The sequence below is a fragment of the Leyella stercorea genome, from assembly GCF_021531355.1.
Lineage (GTDB): Bacteria > Bacteroidota > Bacteroidia > Bacteroidales > Bacteroidaceae > Prevotella.
On sequence record NZ_JADYTS010000002.1, the window covers coordinates 26788 to 47222 of the forward strand.

Annotated in this window: 16 protein-coding genes and 1 tRNA gene; 9 read left to right on the forward strand and 8 right to left on the reverse strand. The window is 50.6% G+C overall.

Annotated features, from left to right (window positions below):
- The first annotated feature begins 2 nt into the window (after nucleotides 1-2).
- From I6E38_RS00875 to I6E38_RS00900, 6 genes are all read left to right on the forward strand, one after another.
- Nucleotides 3-947 carry a DMT family transporter gene (locus tag I6E38_RS00875; protein ID WP_235392209.1) on the forward strand — a complete coding sequence of 315 codons (945 nt, stop codon included), beginning with the start codon at nucleotides 3-5 and terminating at the stop codon, nucleotides 945-947.
- Nucleotides 948-1169: 222 nt separating this feature from the next.
- Nucleotides 1170-1889 (forward strand): ABC transporter ATP-binding protein, encoded by a 720-nt coding sequence (locus tag I6E38_RS00880; RefSeq protein ID WP_235392210.1) that lies wholly within the window; start codon nucleotides 1170-1172, stop codon nucleotides 1887-1889.
- A gap of 184 nt (nucleotides 1890-2073) precedes the next feature.
- On the forward strand, nucleotides 2074-3336 hold the full coding sequence (locus I6E38_RS00885) for an ABC transporter permease (protein WP_235392211.1): 1263 nt from the start codon (nucleotides 2074-2076) through the stop codon (nucleotides 3334-3336).
- Nucleotides 3337-3509: 173 nt separating this feature from the next.
- Nucleotides 3510-4748, forward strand: a complete 1239-nt coding sequence (locus tag I6E38_RS00890) for an ABC transporter permease (protein ID WP_262912297.1) — start codon at nucleotides 3510-3512, stop codon at nucleotides 4746-4748.
- Nucleotides 4749-4834: 86 nt separating this feature from the next.
- Nucleotides 4835-5944 (forward strand): efflux RND transporter periplasmic adaptor subunit, encoded by a 1110-nt coding sequence (locus tag I6E38_RS00895; RefSeq protein ID WP_235392213.1) that lies wholly within the window; start codon nucleotides 4835-4837, stop codon nucleotides 5942-5944.
- A gap of 139 nt (nucleotides 5945-6083) precedes the next feature.
- A complete protein-coding gene (locus I6E38_RS00900) occupies nucleotides 6084-7061 on the forward strand; it encodes an ImmA/IrrE family metallo-endopeptidase (protein ID WP_235392214.1) in 978 nt (325 codons plus the stop codon).
- Between the two features lie 50 nt (nucleotides 7062-7111).
- Here the strand turns inward: I6E38_RS00900 and I6E38_RS00905 are convergent, their stop codons facing one another.
- Nucleotides 7112-7951, reverse strand: coding sequence for a radical SAM/SPASM domain-containing protein (locus I6E38_RS00905; RefSeq protein ID WP_235392215.1), 840 nt, complete (start codon nucleotides 7949-7951; stop codon nucleotides 7112-7114).
- 229 nt (nucleotides 7952-8180) lie between these two features.
- Here I6E38_RS00905 and tig point away from each other — a divergent pair, with 229 nt between their 5' ends.
- On the forward strand, nucleotides 8181-9542 hold the full coding sequence (tig, locus tag I6E38_RS00910; protein WP_235392216.1) for a trigger factor: 1362 nt from the start codon (nucleotides 8181-8183) through the stop codon (nucleotides 9540-9542).
- Nucleotides 9543-9657: 115 nt separating this feature from the next.
- Here the strand turns inward: tig and I6E38_RS00915 are convergent, their stop codons facing one another.
- The 7 genes from I6E38_RS00915 to I6E38_RS00945 form a co-directional block, all read right to left on the reverse strand.
- Nucleotides 9658-10881, reverse strand: coding sequence for an alpha/beta hydrolase family protein (locus I6E38_RS00915; protein ID WP_407936631.1), 1224 nt, complete (start codon nucleotides 10879-10881; stop codon nucleotides 9658-9660).
- 26 nt (nucleotides 10882-10907) lie between these two features.
- On the reverse strand, nucleotides 10908-11546 hold the full coding sequence (locus I6E38_RS00920) for a porin family protein (RefSeq protein ID WP_235392217.1): 639 nt from the start codon (nucleotides 11544-11546) through the stop codon (nucleotides 10908-10910).
- Between the two features lie 76 nt (nucleotides 11547-11622).
- Entirely contained in the window at nucleotides 11623-12663 is a 1041-nt protein-coding gene (gene porN, locus I6E38_RS00925; protein ID WP_235392218.1) for a type IX secretion system ring subunit PorN/GldN, read from the reverse strand.
- Nucleotides 12664-12709: 46 nt separating this feature from the next.
- Nucleotides 12710-14254 (reverse strand): type IX secretion system motor protein PorM/GldM, encoded by a 1545-nt coding sequence (porM, locus tag I6E38_RS00930; protein ID WP_235392219.1) that lies wholly within the window; start codon nucleotides 14252-14254, stop codon nucleotides 12710-12712.
- A gap of 114 nt (nucleotides 14255-14368) precedes the next feature.
- Nucleotides 14369-15157: a type IX secretion system motor protein PorL/GldL gene (gene porL, locus I6E38_RS00935; protein ID WP_235392220.1), complete on the reverse strand. Its 789-nt coding sequence runs from the start codon at nucleotides 15155-15157 to the stop codon at nucleotides 14369-14371.
- Nucleotides 15158-15194: 37 nt separating this feature from the next.
- A complete protein-coding gene (gene porK / locus I6E38_RS00940; protein ID WP_235392221.1) occupies nucleotides 15195-16661 on the reverse strand; it encodes a T9SS ring complex lipoprotein PorK/GldK in 1467 nt (488 codons plus the stop codon).
- Between the two features lie 184 nt (nucleotides 16662-16845).
- On the reverse strand, nucleotides 16846-17793 hold the full coding sequence (locus I6E38_RS00945) for a PorP/SprF family type IX secretion system membrane protein (protein ID WP_293585768.1): 948 nt from the start codon (nucleotides 17791-17793) through the stop codon (nucleotides 16846-16848).
- A gap of 219 nt (nucleotides 17794-18012) precedes the next feature.
- On the opposite strand from I6E38_RS00945, the gene I6E38_RS00950 reads away from it, so the two are divergent.
- Both I6E38_RS00950 and I6E38_RS00955 read left to right on the forward strand, forming a co-directional pair.
- A tRNA-Val gene (locus tag I6E38_RS00950) sits at nucleotides 18013-18087 on the forward strand.
- 170 nt (nucleotides 18088-18257) lie between these two features.
- Nucleotides 18258-20378, forward strand: coding sequence for a cation:proton antiporter (locus I6E38_RS00955; RefSeq protein ID WP_235392222.1), 2121 nt, complete (start codon nucleotides 18258-18260; stop codon nucleotides 20376-20378).
- The last annotated feature ends 57 nt before the right edge of the window (nucleotides 20379-20435 follow it).

The following is a 20435-nucleotide window of genomic DNA, read 5'->3' on the forward strand; positions in this document are numbered from 1 at the left end:
ATATGAATCCTAAATTAAGAGGTACTATATGCGGAGTTGCCGCTGCGGTATTCTATGGCACCAATCCACTTGGTGCCATGAATCTATATGCCGACGGCATCACAGCCAACTCCACACTGTTCTATCGTTTTGGAATAGCGGCGCTCATGCTGGCTGTGATGATGCTGGTGCAGCGCAAGTCGTTTGCCCTGACACGCCGTGAACTTATCACGCTCGTAGCGTTGGGCATACTTATGGGTTCGTCGTCGTCGTCGCTATACATCAGTTTCAACCACATGGATGTGGGCATCGCGTCGACACTGCTGTTTGTCTATCCCGTAATGGTGGCTATAATCATGGCTGCCCTGTTCAAGGAGAAGGTGACGGCAGCCACTGTCCTCGCCATAGTGCTGTCGCTCGGAGGCATTGCACTGCTCAATCATACTGAGGGAGGAGCCTCGCTCAGCACGCTGGGTGTGACGCTCGTGATGATTTCGTCGCTGACATATGCTGTGTATATAGTCGTTGTCAACAAGTCGTCGCTGCGTATGTCGTCGGTCAAGCTGACGTTCTACACTCTGGTGTTCGGCCTGTGTACTATATTGTGCTACACCTTTGCCATGGGCGAGACGGTACAGCTGATTGACACTCCGCGCCAGTGGTTTTACGCCACACAGCTTGCGCTGCTGCCAACGGTGCTCTCGCTTGTATTGATGGTGGTGGCTGTGCACGACATCGGTTCTACCCCGACTGCCATCATGGGTGCGCTGGAGCCGATGACGGCAGTAGCCATTGGTGTTCTGTGCTTTGGCGAGTACTTCACGTCGCGCCTCGCACTGGGCATCATCCTCATCCTTACTGCCGTATTGCTTATCATCTGCGGCAAGGATCTGTCGCCACACAAGGTGACAATGGTGCTCGGAAAACTCGGGCGCAAACTGACAAAGACATGGCGATGGAAGTCGTAGAAGTTAGTTGAGAGTTGAGAATTGAGAGTTGAGAGTTGAGAATTGAGAGTTGAGAGTTGAAAGTTGAGAGTTATGATATGTTTTGCAGCTAATGCTTTATGGTAAATGTTTTGGTTTAAATATCAAGCTTTAAAGGTAATCATAACTCTCAACTCTCAACTTTCAACTAAAAAAAGATATTGCTTGCAACTTTTTTATTACATTTGCAGTCAAACAAGCAATATGATTCACTTACAAGACATCAACAAGACCTATCAGGGTGCACAGCCGTTGCACGTGCTGAAAGGAATAAATCTCGACATTGCCGATGGCGAGTTCGTATCCATAATGGGTGCGTCGGGCTCGGGCAAGTCGACATTGCTAAACATTCTTGGTATTCTCGACAATTATGATTCGGGAGAATACCGTCTGGCAGGCACGCTCATCAAGGACCTCTCGGAGACACGTGCCGCTGAATATCGCAACCGTATGATTGGCTTCATTTTCCAATCGTTCAATCTTATAGGGTTCAAGACTGCTGTGGAGAACGTCGAACTGCCACTATATTATCAAGGTGTCAACCGTCGCACACGCCACCGTCTCGCCATGGAATATCTCGAACGTCTGGGGCTGACGCAATGGGCTGACCACTATCCCAACGAGATGTCGGGCGGACAGAAGCAGCGTGTAGCCATAGCACGTGCACTAATCACCAAACCACAAATAATCCTGGCTGACGAACCAACGGGAGCCTTGGACTCAAAGACGAGCGTTGAGGTGATGGCTCTACTCAAGCAGCTCAACGCTGAGGAGGGAGTCACCACCATTGTCGTGACACACGAGAGCGGTGTGGCTAACGAGACCAACAAGATAGTACATATAAAGGACGGACTCATCGGAAGCATTGAGGAGAACCTCGACCACAAAGCCAGTCCGTTTGGCATCAATGGAATAATGAAATAGTGGCGCGCCACTATTTCATGAATGTTGAATTAGGAGTTTTGAATTTTGAATTGTTCTCGGCTTCGCCTGCGATTTGGAATTTCAGAATTTGAAAATACAAAGCTGTCTAATTCAAAATTCAAAAATTCAAAATTGCCGTAGGCAACCAATTCAAAATTCAAAACTCAAAATTCCTAATTCGATAATGCACGACATTTTCAAAGAGATATGGACCACTATAACCCACAACCGGTTGCGCACGGCGCTAACCGGATTCTCTGTGGCGTGGGGCATCTTCATACTTATTGTGCTACTCGGAGCCGGCAACGGACTCATTCACGGCATAATGGGCAATCGCATGAAGGTGCTCACCAATTCGATGACTATCTTTGGAGGCGAAACGTCGAAGCCTCACGACGGACTCGGCAAGGGACGAAGCATTGAATTGAACGACAAGGATCTGGACTTGACGCGCGATGGATTTGCTGCCAATGTCGACGATGTTGGAGCCGAACTCGACAAGGGAGGACAGACACTGGTATATGCTGACAATTATACTACAGACATCAATGTGAGTGGAGTGTATCCCAACGATATCGACATAAACAAGCGCGACTTGCTTGTAGGACGATTCATCAACCCCATCGACCTCAACGAGCGACGCAAGTCGATAGTGCTGTCGCTCAACATTGCCAAGGAACTCATGCCCGAGGCTCCGCTCAATCTAAACGGACGCATGATAAAGGCATCGGACATGGCGTTTAAGGTTGTGGGCATATATGACAGCGACCAAAGTCGTGTGAGCAACGACGCATTCATACCGTTCACCACATTCCGCTCTATATATAATAGTGGTGACAAGACGGGCAACATCGTATTCTCGTTTCACGGACTAAAGACTGAGGCTGAAAACGAGGCGTTTGAGAAAGCTTATCGTGCACGTATCAACCGCCAGCACCGTGCCGCTACCGACGACGAGCGCACCATATGGATATGGAACCGATTCACGCAGGACTTGCAGCTCAACACTGCTACAGGACTGATTAGCACTGCGCTGTGGATAGTGGGACTATTCACGCTGCTGTCGGGCATAGTAGGCGTGTCGAACATCATGCTTATCACCGTACGTGAGCGAACACGTGAGTTTGGCATACGCAAAGCCATCGGTGCCTCGCCTTGGTCGATACTGAGGCTCATCATCGTGGAGAGCATCGTCATCACAACCTTCTTCGGATATATAGGTATGGTGCTCGGCATAGCAGCGACACAATATATGAACGCCACTATAGGACAGACCAAAGTGGACAACGGATTGTTCTCTGCCCAGATTTTCGTAGACCCGACCGTAAGCATAGCCACGTGTGTGCAAGCCACGGTGCTGATGATTGTAGCGGGAACAATAGCAGGACTCATACCGGCACGCAAGGCTGCAAAGATTAGACCGATTGAAGCGTTGAGGGCGGAGTAAAGGCCCCACCCCCAACCCCTCCCCCGTAGGGAGGGGAGTGATGTGCTTTGTATCGGTAAAGATATAAATAAAATAATTATAAAATGAAAAGGTTAGTTTTAAAGGCTATACATATAGTTCATCGTCACATACCACTCCCCTCCCTACGGGGGAGGGGTAAGGGGGTGAGGCTTTTGGATACTGACACTCTTACCGAAATACTCGACGTACTGTCGCGCAACAAGTCGCGCACGTTTCTTACGGGATTCGGTGTGTTCTGGGGCGTGTTCATGCTCGTGGGACTGATAGGCGGGGGCGACGGACTGAAGGAGTTGCTCAACAACAACCTTGCGGGTTTTGCCACCAACTCAGCCATTGTATGGGCGCAGCCTACCACCAAGCCTTATCACGGATTCCGCAAGGGACGTCAGTGGTATATGACGCAGGCAGACGTGCAGCGACTGCGTGCTCACATACCCGAACTCGATGTGGTTACGCCTACCATTACACGATGGGGCACAACTGTTACGCACGACGAATACTCGTCAAGTGGAGTAGTTAAGGGTGTGTTGCCGGATATGCAGCGTGTAGCAGAACCTAAGATGCGCTATGGCAGATACATCAACCAAATGGATATCCAGCAGTGTCGCAAGGTGTGCGTGCTTGGCAAGGAGGTGTACAAGAACCTATTTCCGAAGGGTGGCAATCCGTGTGGCGACGTGATACGCATCGACTCGGTATACTTCAGTATTGTTGGCGTAAACTATGCCGACGGCAATATGAACATCAACGGTAACGATCAGCAGGCGGTGTTCATGCCCCTCTCGCTTGTGCAACAGATATACAATCGTGGCGAAAGCATCGATATGCTGTGTGTGACGGGTAAGCCGGGAGTGACTATGAGCGACATAACCGACCGTATGCGTATGGTTGTGGCTAAGGCTCACGATGTCAGTCCGAAGGACGAGAAGGGCGTGATGGTGTTCAATACGGAGATGATGTTCTCGATGGTGGACAATATGTTCCGGGGCATCAACATGCTGATATGGCTTGTGGGCATCGGTACGCTACTGGCTGGTGCTATCGGTGTGTCGAACATCATGATGGTGACTGTGCGCGAACGAACGGTGGAGATAGGCATACGTCGTGCCATAGGAGCCACGCCACGCGATATTCTGTCGCAAATCATGCAGGAGAGTATTCTGCTTACTTCGGTGGCTGGTATGAGCGGCATCCTCTTTGTGGTGCTCGTGCTGCAAGGGCTTGAGATGGCAAATACTACAGACGGCATAACGTCGGCTCATTTCCAAATAGACTTCTGGACAGCAATAGGGGCTGTGGTGCTGCTGTCGGTGCTCGGTATGCTTGCTGGTTTGGCTCCTGCGCTGCGTGCTATGCACATTAAACCTGTAGATGCTATGCGAGATGAGTAGCCGGCGGAGCCGGAATGTTGAATGTTGAATGTGGAGTGTTGAGTGTGGAATGAGGAATGTTGAATTTTGAATTAAATATAATTGTAATGAAAAGATATTTCAAGATTGTCTTATTGGCTCTTGTGGCCATTGTCTTTGTCGGAACGTTTGTGTTCCTTTATATCAAGTCGCGTCCGCAACCGGTGGTGTACGACGAGTTTGTGCCTAAGCAGATGGACATACGCAAGACCACCGTTATCACGGGAAAGATAGAACCGCGTAATGAGGTGAATATCAAACCGCAGATTTCGGGCATCATAAGCGAGATACTGAAGGAGGCAGGACAGACCGTAACGGTAGGTGAGGTGATAGCCAAGGTGAAGGTGATTCCGGAAATGGGACAGCTCAGTTCGGCTCAGTCGCGTGTACGATTGGCTAATATCAACGAGCGTCAGGCACGCACCGATTACGAACGCGAGAAGACCTTGTATGACAAGGGACTCGTCTCTGCCGACGAATACGACAAGATTGCCCAGGTTTGGCGACAGGCTCGTGAGGAAGTTGCTGCTGCACAAGACAATCTTGAGGTGGTGCGCGACGGTGTGTCACGCTCCAATGCTTCGGAGTCGTCAACGCTGATACGCTCTACGGTGACAGGACTGATACTTGACGTTCCAGTTAAGGTGGGCAACTCGGTGATTCTCTCAAACACCTTCAACGACGGTACCACTATTGCAACCGTAGCCAACATGAACGACCTCATCTTCCGTGGCAACATCGACGAGACAGAGGTGGGACGACTCAACACAGGAATGTCGATGAAGATAACCATCGGTGCGCTGCAGAACCTTAAGTTCGACGCCCGACTGGAGTATATATCGCCGAAGGCAACCGACCAGAACGGTGCCAACCAGTTTGAAATAAAAGCCGCTGTGAATCTCCCCACCAGCGGTGAGCAGATTCGCAGCGGCTATAGTGCCAATGCCGAGATTGTGCTTGCTGAGGCACGCCACGTAATGTCAGTGCCCGAGAGTGCCATCGAGTTTGAAGGCGACAACACCTTCGTCTACATTGTCAAAGGCACCGACAAGGACAAAACCTACGAGCGCCGTAAGGTAGTGACCGGTCTGTCCGACGGACTCAACATCGAAATAAAGAGCGGACTGCGCATGAACGAACGTGTGCGCGGACCAAAGAAGGTTGGCAAGGACGAATAATCGTAGATACGAATAAGGCGTACAACTGAAATCTTATAGATTCAGGTTGTACGCCTTGTTTTTGTTAAATATATATTAATCACATTCATTCTAATTTACGTGTGTCAATAATTTATTACCTTTGTAAATAAAAAGCCTAATGGACAAATTGTTTATTCCTATACGATTAAGAGCGGCACGTAAGGTGTCAGGTTTGAGTCTTGGACAATTGGTGGACAAAGCCAAACTGCAAGTCACTCGACAAAGCATTTTCAATTACGAACGAGGTGTGATGCAACCTAAACCAGCCACGGTGAAGATCTTTGCAGACACATTCGGTGTAAGTGAGTTCTACTTCTATGGTACGTCAACAACGGTTGATGTACCTATGCTTCGTTCGGGTAGCGATGGCTTGCTGACGGAGGAAGAGTTGTATGAGCTGGAAACCAAGGTGTGTTTCCTGGCAGAACGCTATATGCTTACGGAGGAGAAGGCAGACGTTATGCCTGAATTCTACAATCCGATGTCTCACATTACTGTTTCTACTCTCGACGATGCTATCATGGCAGCCAACCGTTTGCGTGAGGTGTGGAACTGTGGCTTTGGACCTCTGCCGGCTGTGCTTCGACTCATAGAACGAAAGGGCATAAAGATTGTCTCCATGCCACTGCCTGTCGGTATATGGGGACTCAGTACTCTTATTGACGGATGTCATCCTTTGATAGTCCTCGACATGCATCCGCTAAAGACTACAGTAGAACGATTGCGTTTCACTGCATGTCACGAACTGGCCCATCTGCTGCTGCGTTTTTCTGAAGGCTGCAACGTGGAAAAGATGTGCAACAAGTTCGCCAATTTCTTCCTCTTCCCCAAACAGACATTCATAGAAGAAATGGGAGCCTTGCATCGTGACAGTCTCGTTCTCGAAGAAATGATTGACCTCAAAGAAGCGTATGGTGTCTCGATAGCTGCACAAGTACATGCCGCATGGGATATCCGTATGATTTCGCGTGAACACTACGACTGGTGGTTTGACGAACGCATCAACAAGAACTGGAGAGAGAAAGGCTGGGGAAAATATACTTTCCCGGAAACTCTTGGAAGGGAGAAGAGACTTGAAGCGAGAGGTGGAAAATGAAGACATCGGTAACATTACAGAACTTGCTATGGTTCAATAACATTATTGAATTACTTTCTGAATCTTTTCGACACGGCTGAGTATCCGCAGCGTTGGCACAGCGGTTCTACGGCGGTGTGGTTGGTAAAACCTTGGTAGATGGCGTTGGCGCGGGGTGACGTGAGGATTTGGTTGAGGCTGTGCTCGTAGAGGTTGCCCAGAGGCATGTCGCCGTTGTGGTCGAGACAGCAGGGTACTACCGTGCCGTCTACGAGCACGCCAATCTGATTGCGCAGGGCGTAGCAGAAAACTTCGTCTTCAGCTGTGGGGTCGTGTTGCAGGTCGGGCCATTCGAACATGTTGTCGTTCTCGACGTACAGATTCTCGGCTATACGCCATCCGTCGTTGCGTTCCACCCAAGGCTGTGGCTGATGAGCGGCTATCAGATTCAGGATGGTTTGGTTCATACGGTTGTGTCCGCCCTCGTTCCACAGGCGCAGCACGATGATACATCCGCGGTGGGCTGACTCCATGGCAAACGCCATCACCTCGTCAATGTATTGCTCCAGATTCTCCTTGGCGTTGCCCTCGTGCGAGTGAAGCGAAATCTGTATCTTGTGGGGCAGGGCATCGAGCAGGTCGGTGCGTTGTGCCAGCAGGGTGCCGTTGGTGGTGAGTATGGGGATGAAGCCCTTCTGACGTGCCATTAGAATGAACTGCGGCAGCAGAGGATGGAGGAATGGTTCGCCCATAAGATGGAAATACAGAAATTTCACCTCGCCCATGAGTCGGGAGGTGAGTGTGTCGAATTCGTCAAGCGTCAGCGTATGTTTCGCTCGTGATGTCTTGGGGCAGAACACACAATTGAGATTGCAGACATTGGTTATTTCAAGATAGCATCGGGTTATCATATCTGTTTTTATTTGCTTTAGTATGTCGCACAAAGTTAATGAAAAATACCCGTTTAGCCAACGTTACGTATTCTTTTAACCTATTGTTTACAAGTCACTTTGTGCGTAAGAAATGGTAAAAAAACAAATTTTCACCATATATATTCGGATTTTACATTAATAATGAGTAATTTTGCACTTCCGTGGGTGAACTACAATAATAACAAATATAATTTTTAGACTGAACAAAATGAACATTTCATTTGAAAATCCCGACAAAGTGAATGGTCTGTTGACTATCACAGTCGAAGAGGCAGACTTCCAGGACTCTGTCGAGAAGACTCTCAAGGACTATCGTAAGAAGGCCAACATCCCCGGTTTCCGTCCGGGTCAGGCTCCTATGGGTCTTATCAAGCGTCAGTTTGGTGCTTCAGTGCGCTACGACGCAGTTAACAAGTTTGTAGGCGAGCAGCTCTACAAATATATCCAGGAAAACAATATCCAGATGCTCGGCGAGCCTATGCCTTCTGACAAGCAGGAGACTCCCGCTGACATCGAGCAGCCGGCTCCTTACACATTCGTGTTCGACATCGCTGTTGCTCCTGAGCTCAACATCACTCTCGACGGCCGCAACAAGATTGACTACTACACAATCAAGGCTGACGACAAGCTCATCAACGAGCAGATCGAGATGTACCAGGGCCGCGCTGGCAAGTACGAGAAGGCTGAGGTTTACGACCCGGCTCAGAACGACCTGCTGAAGGGCGACATCCGCGAGCTTGACGCTGAGGGCAATACCAAGGAGGGTGGCATCACTGTAGAGGCTGCTGTGCTCATGCCTTCATACATCAAGGTTGAGGAGCAGAAGAACCTCTTCAACGATGCTAAGCTCGGCGATATCATCACATTCAACCCGCGCAAGGCTTATCCGGAAGGCACAGCCGAGGTTTCTTCACTCCTCAAGATTGAGAAGGACGCTGTAGAGAACCTTGAGTCTGACTTCAGCTTCCAGATTACAGAGATTCAGCGCTTCAAGAAGGCTGACCTCAACGAGGAGCTCTTCGACCAGGTATTCGAGAAGGGTACTGTTAAGACTGAAGAGGAATTCCGCGCTAAGATCGCTGAGAGCCTCCAACCGCAGCTTGAAGCTAACTCTGACTACAAGTTCATGATCGACGTTCGCACATACTGCGAGCAGAAGGTTGGTGAAATCACTTGGCCGGACGCACTGCTCAAGCGCATTATGCTTGCCAACAACAAGGACAAGGGTGAGGACTTCGTTGAGAAGAACTACGCTGAGAGCATCAAGCAGCTCGAGTGGCACCTCATCAAGGAGCAGCTTGTTAAGGCTAACGACATCAAGGTAGAGGACGCTGACATCAAGAACGCTGCCAAGGAAATGGCTCGCATGCAGTTCGCTCAGTACGGTATGTCAAACGTTCCTGAGGAGTACGTTGACAACTACGCTAACGAGCTTCTGAAGAAGCGTGAGGCTGTTGACAACTTCGTAGAGCGCGCTATCGACGTTAAGCTCGCTGCAGCTCTCAAGTCAACTGTTTCATTGAACAACAAGGAGGTTACTCTTGAGGAGTTCAACGAAATGATGAAGTAATCTTTATTTCATAAATACTAAAGCGCCCTGAAAAGGCTGAAGCATCTATAGCTTTTGACTTTTCAGGGCGCTTTTTTTGTAGCTTTTTCCTTATTCTTTCAGTATACGCTCAATCTTATTCTTTCAGTATACGCTCAAGCCACGGCATTACAAGATCGGTTTTGAAGTAATGGTTTGGCGGGTCGACGTTGACAAGATTGAAGTATTCGTCGCGTGTCAGTCCCTCAGGCAGTGTTGTGTTGGGATTGCGTTTGTCTGGCGAGGCAAACTTTGGATAGTGGTGAGTCTCTACATTCTCGGGATGTCCGCTTATTTCGTATGCCCGGTGTATGAGCTGGAAGTCGCGGTCGAGTCCGCCCTCTGTGAGTATCACAGGACGTGGAGCCAGCGATGCCACTATGTCTGGGAAGTTGAAGTAGTGCCAGAAACGCGGTATGAGATGACGAATGGAGTTGGGGAAGGGGCGGCGTCCTCGCTTGTCGGGGGCTGTCATCACAATGGCACGCTCCTGTGTCTGACACAGGAAGTCGTTGTATACAAAGGCGTATATCGACGGGTCCATCACGCCCAGCACCATCAGTGGCTCGGTACCCAATGAGAATCCGCTCAGCACAATGCGGTCGCGACGTATCATCTTCTGCTGTTTCATCCATTCAAGCACCTGCTTGTCGAGATAGGATGTGTAGCCCAGCCAGCTCCAGCCCATTTCGAGCAGCAGGCGTGACGACGTATCGTAGTCGTAGCCCGTACCTGCTATATGCTCAAGGTCGGCAGCGTCGCCGGCACAGGCGTTGTCAACAGCCACGGCTATGTAGCCTTGGCGTGCCATATTGAGCGCCATGGCATTGCGCTTGTTGGCTATAGGGCGTTCGCCGGTGAGGTGGTCCATTGTCATTCCCGAACCTGGTATGCACAGCACAGCTGGCGACGGTTGCTTAATGCCGTCGGGGATGAGTACTGCAAATGTGGCTACACAGCCTTCAAGCGGATAGAATTCCCACTTCTCCAGACGGTAGCCGTCTTTCTGCTCTGAACTAAGGCGTTTGGGTTGAGGCTGTTTGACGGATGGTGTGGGGTGGCACATTATGTCGTTTATGGCATCGCGCACACGCTTCTGCCATGCTGCAAACTGCTTCTTGCTGAATGTCGGATTGAATGCGCATGTAGGCTTGGTGTGCTTGAGCATGTATTGCGCTACGCCATAAGTGCTCATAAACCTTCCGTCAGTGCGATTTGTTGTTACTGTACGGTGTTCGTCTGGATTGAATGTTGTCTGTGAAAAGACAAGGGCTGCCTGCATCATGCAGATGCCGGCAGCCGCAAGTTTCTTTATTGTCATATGGATAATAGTTTCGATATTGAGATTTAGAAATAGTAAGCCAGTCCAATCTGCCATGCGTTGGCACGACCGCGTTCCTTGCTGAATACCTTGTCGACGGCTTCTGAGAAGGTTACGTCTCCAGTGCGTCCGCAAGCAATGTTGTAGTTGGCAGACAGCTCGAAGTGGCTGGCTATAGTAAAGCCTGCACCTACATTAACACTGAATGCAGATGACTTAAGATTCCATGTCTTCTGGTCGGCAAGTTCCTGGTGCTTTCTGCCCACATTGAATCCGAACTGCGGACCAGCAAAAAAGTTGAGGCTGGCAAGCGAACCCAGTCCGATGCCATAGCGTAGGTTGATGGGTATGTTGATGTATTTCGAGTCAAGCGAACGCTCTTCGATATAAATCTGTTCGTAGCCTACTTCGCCCTTTACCTTTGCCTGACGCTGGTCGTAGAGTGCTGCTGCATCGATGCCCAGACCCATAACAGGCAATGTGAACTTCACGGTAGGACCAATGAAGAAGCCAGCCTGATTGTCGGCATCAAATACTTTTCTGCTGAGGCTCATGTCTGTGACGTTAAGACCACCCTTCAATCCGAACTTGATCTGTGCCTGAGCACTTGTGGCTGCGAGCAGCATTACGATAGCAATGGCTGCCGATGTAAAGATTCTTTTCATACTCTAATAGTTTTTTATTATTGTTGTTGTTATATAATATATTATTGTTGTTGTAGTATATTATATATAAGGTGTATTAGTGGCGTTGGCGTCGCACGGTGACGCGTGCTGCCGAACCGGATGATACCGATGTGGTTCTTGACGGGCGCGACGTCTTCACCTTGGTGGTCTTGCCTCCTGAGGCGCGACGGTTGCGCTTGGCTATGCTCTTGGCTGCCTTCTTGTCCAGTTGGGCAATGCTGTCGAGCGAGTCCTTAGGTTCGGGCTTTCCCCATACGCTCTGCTCCACATCCTTCAGTTGCTTCTCAATCTTGCGTTGCTCCTTGGCAACAGCCGAGTCGGTAGGGCAGTACTGTGCAATGGTCTTGCCGAGCATATTGGTGGTCTTGTATATCTTGCCACGATACATGTTCTTGGTGAAGAAGTCGTCAATCGACATCGTAGCGGCATTGTTGAGATTGCTCGTCATGATGGTCTGCTTGGTAAGATACGGTGCCAGGTCGTCGTAGCGCACCCAGAAGAGCGGATAGCTTGTGGCGGCATCGCCGAAGTCGTCTTCGCGCTTGAGTATAGGACACAGAGCCAATACCTTGGTATGGAACATGGCGTTATGGTCGTCGTAGTAGGTCGACTCCTTGATGTAATAAGCCGTTACCTCGCGCGACGGAATGTCGCTGTCGTCGATATGCGTGCCACGGTCGGTGCGCTCGTAGTAGATGTGGTAGTTGTCAAGAAACGACTTCAGGTTTATCTTCGAAGCCTCGTCAAACACTTCGTTGCCGTCGAGACGATACTCGTAGGCTGGTACAGCGCGTCGCAACACGAGCTTGAAGATGTAGGTGAAGAGGTTCATCTGCTGGCCTATCGGCTCAACGGGATAGTACAGTCCGGCGTTGGCCTCGTTGGTGAGGTCGATCTCGCGATATATGTCGCGTCGCCAAGCTACGTCTTCGTCTGTCGCCTTCTGCGTGGGGAACGAAATCTGAGCGCGCAGACTCAGTCCCTGTGTCTGCTGCTGTTTCTTCTGAGCCTGTTCGCGCAGGCGTGCAGCGGGCTGCGCCGACACCATATCGGTGCAGAGCAGAGCAATGAACATTATAGAGAGTAGTCTTTTCATTGTGCTTTGTTTACTGTTATTTCTTTATCTACGATAATTCATTCTTCTATTTCACGATAACTTCCATCGCACCGTTGAGCTTGCGTGTGATGCCGTCGGGACCTACAGCCGTAATGCGCGAGATGTAGAAGCGCTTGCCACGCGACAGCTTGCGGAATGTCTCGCGCTGTCGGTCGGTGAAGTTGGCACCGTTGGAAGCCATTGGCACGGCATTGCCCATATTGTCGAAGAATACGGTTTCGAATCCCGTCACGCGGAACTGAATGTCGAGTATTCCGTCGTCGATGGCAGCTTTGATGCCGTTGGCGCCCATGAGCGAAGCCTTAGCCATAGAGCCGCCACGGAAACGGTCGGTACCTATCTGTATATAAGCTGCTGGATCGGGCAACTTGCGCACATGGAATGTGAACTTGCCCATCTGTCGTGAGCGTCCGTCGTTGTTGCTTGCCACATTGATGGTGACGTCGCTGCCTACGGTTGTGGGGCGTGCTATGTAGCGTCCCATGCCTATGCTGCGCAGTGCGCCGCCCGACATCGAAGCCTGCACGGCGCTGAGCGGTACGCCTGGGATGCTCACGCTGATAGGATTGTCGTAGCCTGCGTAGAGCACGTTCATAAGGTCGGCAGAGACTGTGGCGCTCGGTGCCACAACGGTATACTTCTGTGTGAAGTCGCGGCGTATTGTATTTCCGGCTCCGTCGCGCATGGTGATATATCCGCCAAACGAATGCTCGCCCACGCCACTGGCTGTGAATCGGTAGAGTCCGTTGCTGATGCGTCGTCCGCCAACGTATATTTCGGGTTGCTGGGTGGTGTCGACAGCTGCCATTACTATCTGTGCTGCAAACTGGTCGCCGCTGATTACGGTGCGCGATTCGGGAATGACGAAGGCACTGAGGCGGTTTACGCGTATGTCCTTCATGTCGATATTCGACACGAGTGAGTGCAGCACTTCGCCTTCGGCGTAGCGCACATCGCTCTGCAACTTTGACAGAAGCGTCACGGCACCGGCTACAGGCATGTCCTCAAACATATACTCCTGCCAGTTCTTGCCCATGGTGTGGGCTTTGGCTGGGAGTTTGGTGGTGAGGTTGCTCTCGATGATTGAGCGCTGATGAGGGTCGGTGACCATAGTGAGTATGCGCTCGCGGAACGAATTGATAGCGCGAAACAGTCGTCCGCCATGACCAGTACCGGGTGCCAGCATCACGTGGCTTGCAGCCTCAAGGTCGTCCTTGTTCTTGATGTCGGCTACGTTGGCCTCCTTGCCGTCAGCCTCGCGCACGATTTCAATCTTGAGCTGCTGTGCGTAGTTGTATAGCGAGTCGCTCATGCGCTTGACTGCTGTAGCCTTGTCAAACCACTCCTTCACCTTCTGCGGATTTGCCTTCATCTGGTCGGCAAAGTCGGCATACAGCATCTCGTTTTCCTTCGATGAGTTGGCTGTTGTACGGTTCAGACTCTCCTCGACAATAGAGAACCCGTTGAGCACTTCGGTCGAAATGTTCAATGCGAGCATCGCCATAAGCACCAGATACATCAGGTTGATCATCTTTTGGCGAGGAGATATAGGTCGTTTCTTGATTGCCATTAATTTGAGTTTTGAATTTTGAGTTTTGAGTTTTGAATTGTTCTCGGCTACGCCTGCGATTTTGAATTATTCAATTTTGAATTGCAGCCAGTGGCAATTTGGGGGTTTACCTTTTTACTCTTTTACCTTCAACTGCATGTTCACTGTCATAGCTTCAATCATGCGTGCATAGATGCTGTTGAGCTGTTCGATGTTTTGTGCCATGCGTCGGCTCTGCTCGTTTATCTCGTCGATAGTGCCAATCTGCTTGCTTGCGCCCTTGAGCTGCATTTCGTAAACCTTGCAAATGCCGGTGAGAGTGCGGTTGAGGTTCTCCATCTCTTCGCTGTCGCGAGTGAGACGTACGCTCTGCTCGGATACCTTCTGCAGAGTTTCGGTGAGGCGCTTCAGCTCTTCGAGATAACCAGTCTGGGCATCTGCCAACTGCGATGCCATCTCGGGAGTAGTGCCCATATCAGATGCTGGAGCAGCGCCTATTATTACTGTGCCACCAGCCACAGCTGTTCCGTTTGCTGTAGCTGCAGTTGTAGTAGCTGCTGCCGGAGTAGCGCCTTGTGTTCCACCTATTATAATATGTCCGTCAGCAGCCGGGGCTTGCTGTGCGGTATGTTCTCCGCCATACTCTTCCGCCTCCATGTCGTAGTGGGTAGGCAGTTCGCGTCCGTCTTGAGTCTTGTCAAACGGGCGGTCGAATGCCGAAAGAAAGAACACGATAACCTCAGTGCCCATACCCAAGAACATCATTATGTTGGCACCCGGCAGGTGAGTCAGTTTGAATAGGGTACCGAGAATAACGATTGATGCGCCCCAGCTATAGGCATAGTTGAGGAATGTCTGTCCGGGAACGCTGTCCATCCACTTCTGCAGATGATACACGATATTGTATTTGCTGTAAACTGTCATAGCCTTAAGTTATTATTAAACTATCCCTTTTACTCTTTTACCTTTTTACTTTTTTACCCTTCACCTTCTCCTTGGCGCTTGACGTTGTGGCAAGGCTGCGCACACATCTGAATCCGATATAGCTGCGCGGTTGGTTCTGATATTCCCAAGTGCGCCATGCCGAGCGTATGAACGACTCCGGGTCTTTCCACGAACCGCCGCGCACGCTCTTCTTCTTCAGTCTGTAGGGGTCTTCCTTGGCAGCGTTGTATACGAGGGTAGGGTTGAGGTCGTTCATTGCCTCTACGCCAGCCTCGGTGTATATGGTGCTTGTCCATTCAGCCACGTTGCCTGCCATATCGAATAGTCCGTTGCTGTTGGCCTGATATATGCCCACTTTCGAAGTGATGAGGTTGCCGTCCTTGGTATAGTTGCCGCGGTCGGGCTTGAAGTTGGCAAAGAAGCATCCGTCGCCGCTCTTCACGCTCTTGTCTTCCCACGGGAATTCAGAGCCCGACTTTCCGCGAGCAGCATACTCCCATTCAGCCTCGGTAGGCAGACGATAGCGCTGCACGTAGCGAGCCTCTGGACCCAGACCCTTCAGCAGATATTCTGTGCGCCATGCGCAGAATGCGTTGGCCTGCTCCCATGTCACGCCAACAACGGGATAGTCGTTATAGGCAGGATTAGAGAAGTAGTTGCGCAGATAGGTCTCGTTGTCGGCGTTCTGGAAGTCGTTGACCCAACAGGTGGTGTCGGGATATACGTTTACGATATATGTATTGAGGAAGTCCCACGGTCCGCTGAGTTCTCGGTTGATAGTCTCGCGCACCACTCTGCCCTCGTCGTCGATGTAAGCCGTGTCCTTCGAAATCATCACCACCTCGTTCGGGTCAACCTGAATGTCGGTGTTGAGCACACGCTCTTCAGGGCGCAGACGGTTGCGACGCAGAGCAGCCGCAGTATAGTCGTACACTTCGTAGCGATAGTTAAGCTGACGATAGTCGAGCATCTTCTCACCCGTGATAGGGTTATGGGTGTACACGCTCTCAATGGCGCGCAGCTCATCCTCGTTGGGTTTGCGTGGCAGGGGCTTCTTCCAGTTGAGGTGTGGAGTGACGGGTTCGCCGTAGCGGTCTTCAGTAATCATGTATGTCTCGTCGCCGCCATACTGCGGGTCGGCAAGTCGTGTGCGTATGATGCTGTCGCGTACCCAAGTGATAAACTGCTTATACTTAGAGTTGGTCACTTCGGTCTCGTCCATCCAAAATCCGTCTACCGAAATGTCCTTCACCGGTGTCTGTTTGCCCCACAGCGAGTCCTGGGCGTCGATGCCCATGTGCAGATATCCGCGTGGCACCTTCACCATGCCGTACGGTGTAGGTTCGGCAAAGCTGCGGCCACTTATGCCTACAACTTCGCCTCCGCGACCGCCCGACGCAGCCATCTTGCCGCCGAAGCAACCGCTGAGTATCATGGTGAACACCATGACGCCCGTAAACAATATGCTTTTTCTTGTATTCATCTATATTGTGTTATTAATCTTTTTTACTGAGCCTTTTTAAGCCTTACTGGGCATTGCTGGGCCTTACTGAGCCTTTTTTTTGAGCCTTGGTGGGCGTTACTGGGACTTTGCAAATTCAAAATTGAACAATTCCTAATCGGCGAAGCCGACCAATTCAAAATTCAAAACTCAACATTCAACATTCCTACAGCGTCCTTACGCTCTTATGCAGGTTGCGTCCTTTCTTACTGAGGTTGAGGTCTACCTGATAGCCCACGTACAGTTCGTGGCTGCCGTTGCCGGGATTTACGCCCGATGTATACATCTCGTACGAGTAGCCCAGAACAACGCCGTGAACACGTCCGCCTACGAGGAAGGTCACCGAGTTGGTAGGCGAGTAGCCTATGCCTCCGTACATCATCTTGCGGTCGTTGGTGTAAACCACACGCCCTGTGATGTCGCCGCGCCATGCTGTTCCGTCGGTGCGGACGAGCAATGAGGGCTTGATTGTTACAAACGGGTTGCGCAATCGTATGTCGCATCCACCCGTGAGATAATATGTGGCATCTACCTGCAATTCATTCTTGTCGCCCAAATTGATTAGTGGTGAGTTTAGGTGCTGCACCGACAGTCCGGCATACCAGTTTTTGTGAGTATAGTATAGCGCCGCACCGAGGTCAATCGAGTTGCCGTCGAGTTTCGACGAGGAGAAAGCTGGGTCGCTTGTGTCCTCAAGGTCCACCTTGGTTCCGTCGAACGTTTCGCTCAGCAATCCGGCAGAGATGCCAGCCGCCAGTTGTCCGCCGAACATCTTCAGGCGGAAGGCGTACTGCATGGCGAGTCGCTGATGGGTGAACAGTCCGATTTTGTCGTTCATGAACTGCAGTCCCACGCCGTGATACGTTTTGAGGAAATACAGAGGCATATCCGCTCCGACGTACATTGTGCGAGGGTTGTGCTTGAATCCGGCAAAGTCCATTGCGTAAGCCGCCGATACGTTCAGTTTCGACTGCTTGCCAACCGAGGCAGCATTGAACGACGGTTCCATATCGAAGTAATGACTGAATGCCACGTCGTACTGCGCATGGCTCCGTTGGGAGACAAGCGTAAGCGCCATTGTGGCTATTATATATATATGTACGCGTTTAAACACATTCGTATAACGCCCCTTTTATATAATTATTGTGGAATTTGGGGAATTTTACACTGTTTTCACCCGCTTTTATCCTTAAAAAATCTCTATTCTTCATTTTTTTTTCATTTTTCTTGAAAAAAGTTGGAAAAACATTTGGAGGTTTCAGAAAAATGCTATACCTTTGCACTCGCTTTAAAGAACTAAGCAATACTGCTAAGAGCAATGGATAAAGCAATCGGGCGTTTAGCTCAGCTGGTTTAGAGCATCTGCCTTACAAGCAGAGGGTCGGCGGTTCGAATCCGTCAACGCCCACACCGACAAAGCGGACAAGTTTTATACTTGTCCGCTTTTTTAATGTCCATACGTCAAGTTTAATGTGCTTTATAAATGTTTTAGATGGATTTTCCGTAACTTTGCAAGAGATATAATTACAGTATTAAAAACAAAAGCACCCCATGATATAAACTCAAACACAAGCCGATATGACCGATATAGCCAGTTGTTTCCCAATAACCGACCCCACCCTCATCTTCTTTGTGGTGATGCTCATAATCCTTTTTGCCCCGATTGTGATGGGCAAGCTTCGCATTCCGCACATCATCGGAATGGTGTTGGCAGGAGTGGCAGTGGGGCAGTATGGTCTTAACATACTGGTGCGCGACGACTCGTTCGAGCTGTTTGGCAAGGTGGGACTCTACTATATCATGTTCCTTGCGTCGCTTGAGATGGACATCGAGGGTGTAAGGCGCAACAAGGGGCGTTTCGGCGTGTTCGGACTGCTCACCTTTGCCGTGCCGTCGGTCATGACATACGTGGCGTGCATCACGGTGCTGCACTATTCAGTGCTTGCCTCGCTGTTGTTGGGATGTATCATGGCTTCCAACACGTTGATAGCCTATCCCATCGTGGGACGCTACGGATTGCAGCGCAAGCCCAGTGTCACGCTGTCGGTAGGCTCGTCGATGATATCGCTGTTGATGGCTCTTGTGTCGCTGGCAGCTATCGTGGCATCGTACGGCGGCAATACCGGCGTGATGTTCTGGTTGTTGTTTGTGGGCAAGTTTGTCGGCTATTGCGTTCTGATGGCGCTGCTCATCCCACGCTTGGCGCGATGGTTTCTGCGTCGTTATAGCGATGCCGTGATGCAGTTCATCTTCGTCATGTCTATGCTCTTTATGAGTGCCGCCCTTAGTGAGGCAGTAGGACTGGAGGGCATCTTCGGAGCCTTCGTTGCCGGACTCATTCTCAACCGCTTCATACCACACGTGTCGCCATTGATGAATCGCATTGAGTTTATAGGCAATGCGCTCTTCATTCCTTACTTCCTTATAGGAGTGGGCATGCTCATCAATCTCCAGCTGCTCTTTGCCGGAGGCGGTATATTGGGCGTAGTGATAATGATTGTAGTGTTCGGAACGGTGGGCAAGGCTGTAGCCGCCTATCTCGCCAGTTGGCTGTTTCGTCTGCCCCTGTCGTCGGGCAATATGATGTTCGGCCTCACGTCAGCCCACGCAGCCGGCGCCATTGCCATGCTGATGGTTGGAATGAAGATGGAGGTGGCGCCAGGCGTTCCGCTCGTCACCGACGATATGCTCAACGGTGTGGTAATAATGATACTCTTCACGTGCATCATCTCCACCATAGTCACCGAGCGTTCTGCCCAGCAGATAACGCTGCGCGACAAGGAGATGCCTGAAGACAGCACAGCGTCCAACAGTGAGGAGAAGGTGCTCATACCAATGAAGTATCCCGAATATGCCCAGCGTCTGGTAAATCTTGCCATGATGATGCGCAATCCTAAGAACAATACACAGTTTGTAGGACTCAACGTGGTGTACGACGACGATGATATGCTGCGCAATCAGGAGCAAGGACAGCGATTGCTGGAGCGCATGGCACAGTATTCGGCTGCCACCGACATACACATGCAGACCCAGGTGCGTGTGGCTGCCAACATAGCCAACGGCATACGCCATGCCTACAAGGAATTCCGTGCCACTGAGATTCTCATCGGTATGCACATGCACCCTGAGGTGTCGCAGAAGTTCTGGGGCGAGTTCCATCAGAGTCTGTTCAACGGACTCAACAGTCAGATTATCATGGCGCGACTCACCCAGCCCCTCACTACGATACGCCGCATACAGGTGGCAGTGCCTTCGCGAGCACAGTTTGAGCCGGGCTTCTACCGCTGGCTTGAGCGTCTGTGCCGACTTGGTTCTAATCTTGAGTGCCACACCGAGTTCTTCGGTCGTGAGGATGTGCTGCCGCTGATAGAGAACTATGTGCTCAGCCGTCACCACGACATGCGTGTGTCGTACACGAAGATGGCGCACTGGGCGGAGATGCCTAATCTGGCGGCTTCGATATCGCCCGACAATCTGTTTGTGGTAGTCACCGCGCGCAAGGGCACCGTGTCGTACAAGAACGCACTGGAGTTCCTGCCCGACGAGATAACACGCCACTTCTCGGGCACCAACATCATGATTATATTCCCCGACCAGCACGGCGATGCTATGGACGAGATGACGTTTGCCCAGCCGCAGCACACCGAGGATCAGAGTGCATACGAGACCATTGGCAAATGGATTAAGAAGAAGTTGTAATTGGAAATAGAATAATTCAAAACTCAAAATTCAAAATTGAATAATTCAAAATCGCAG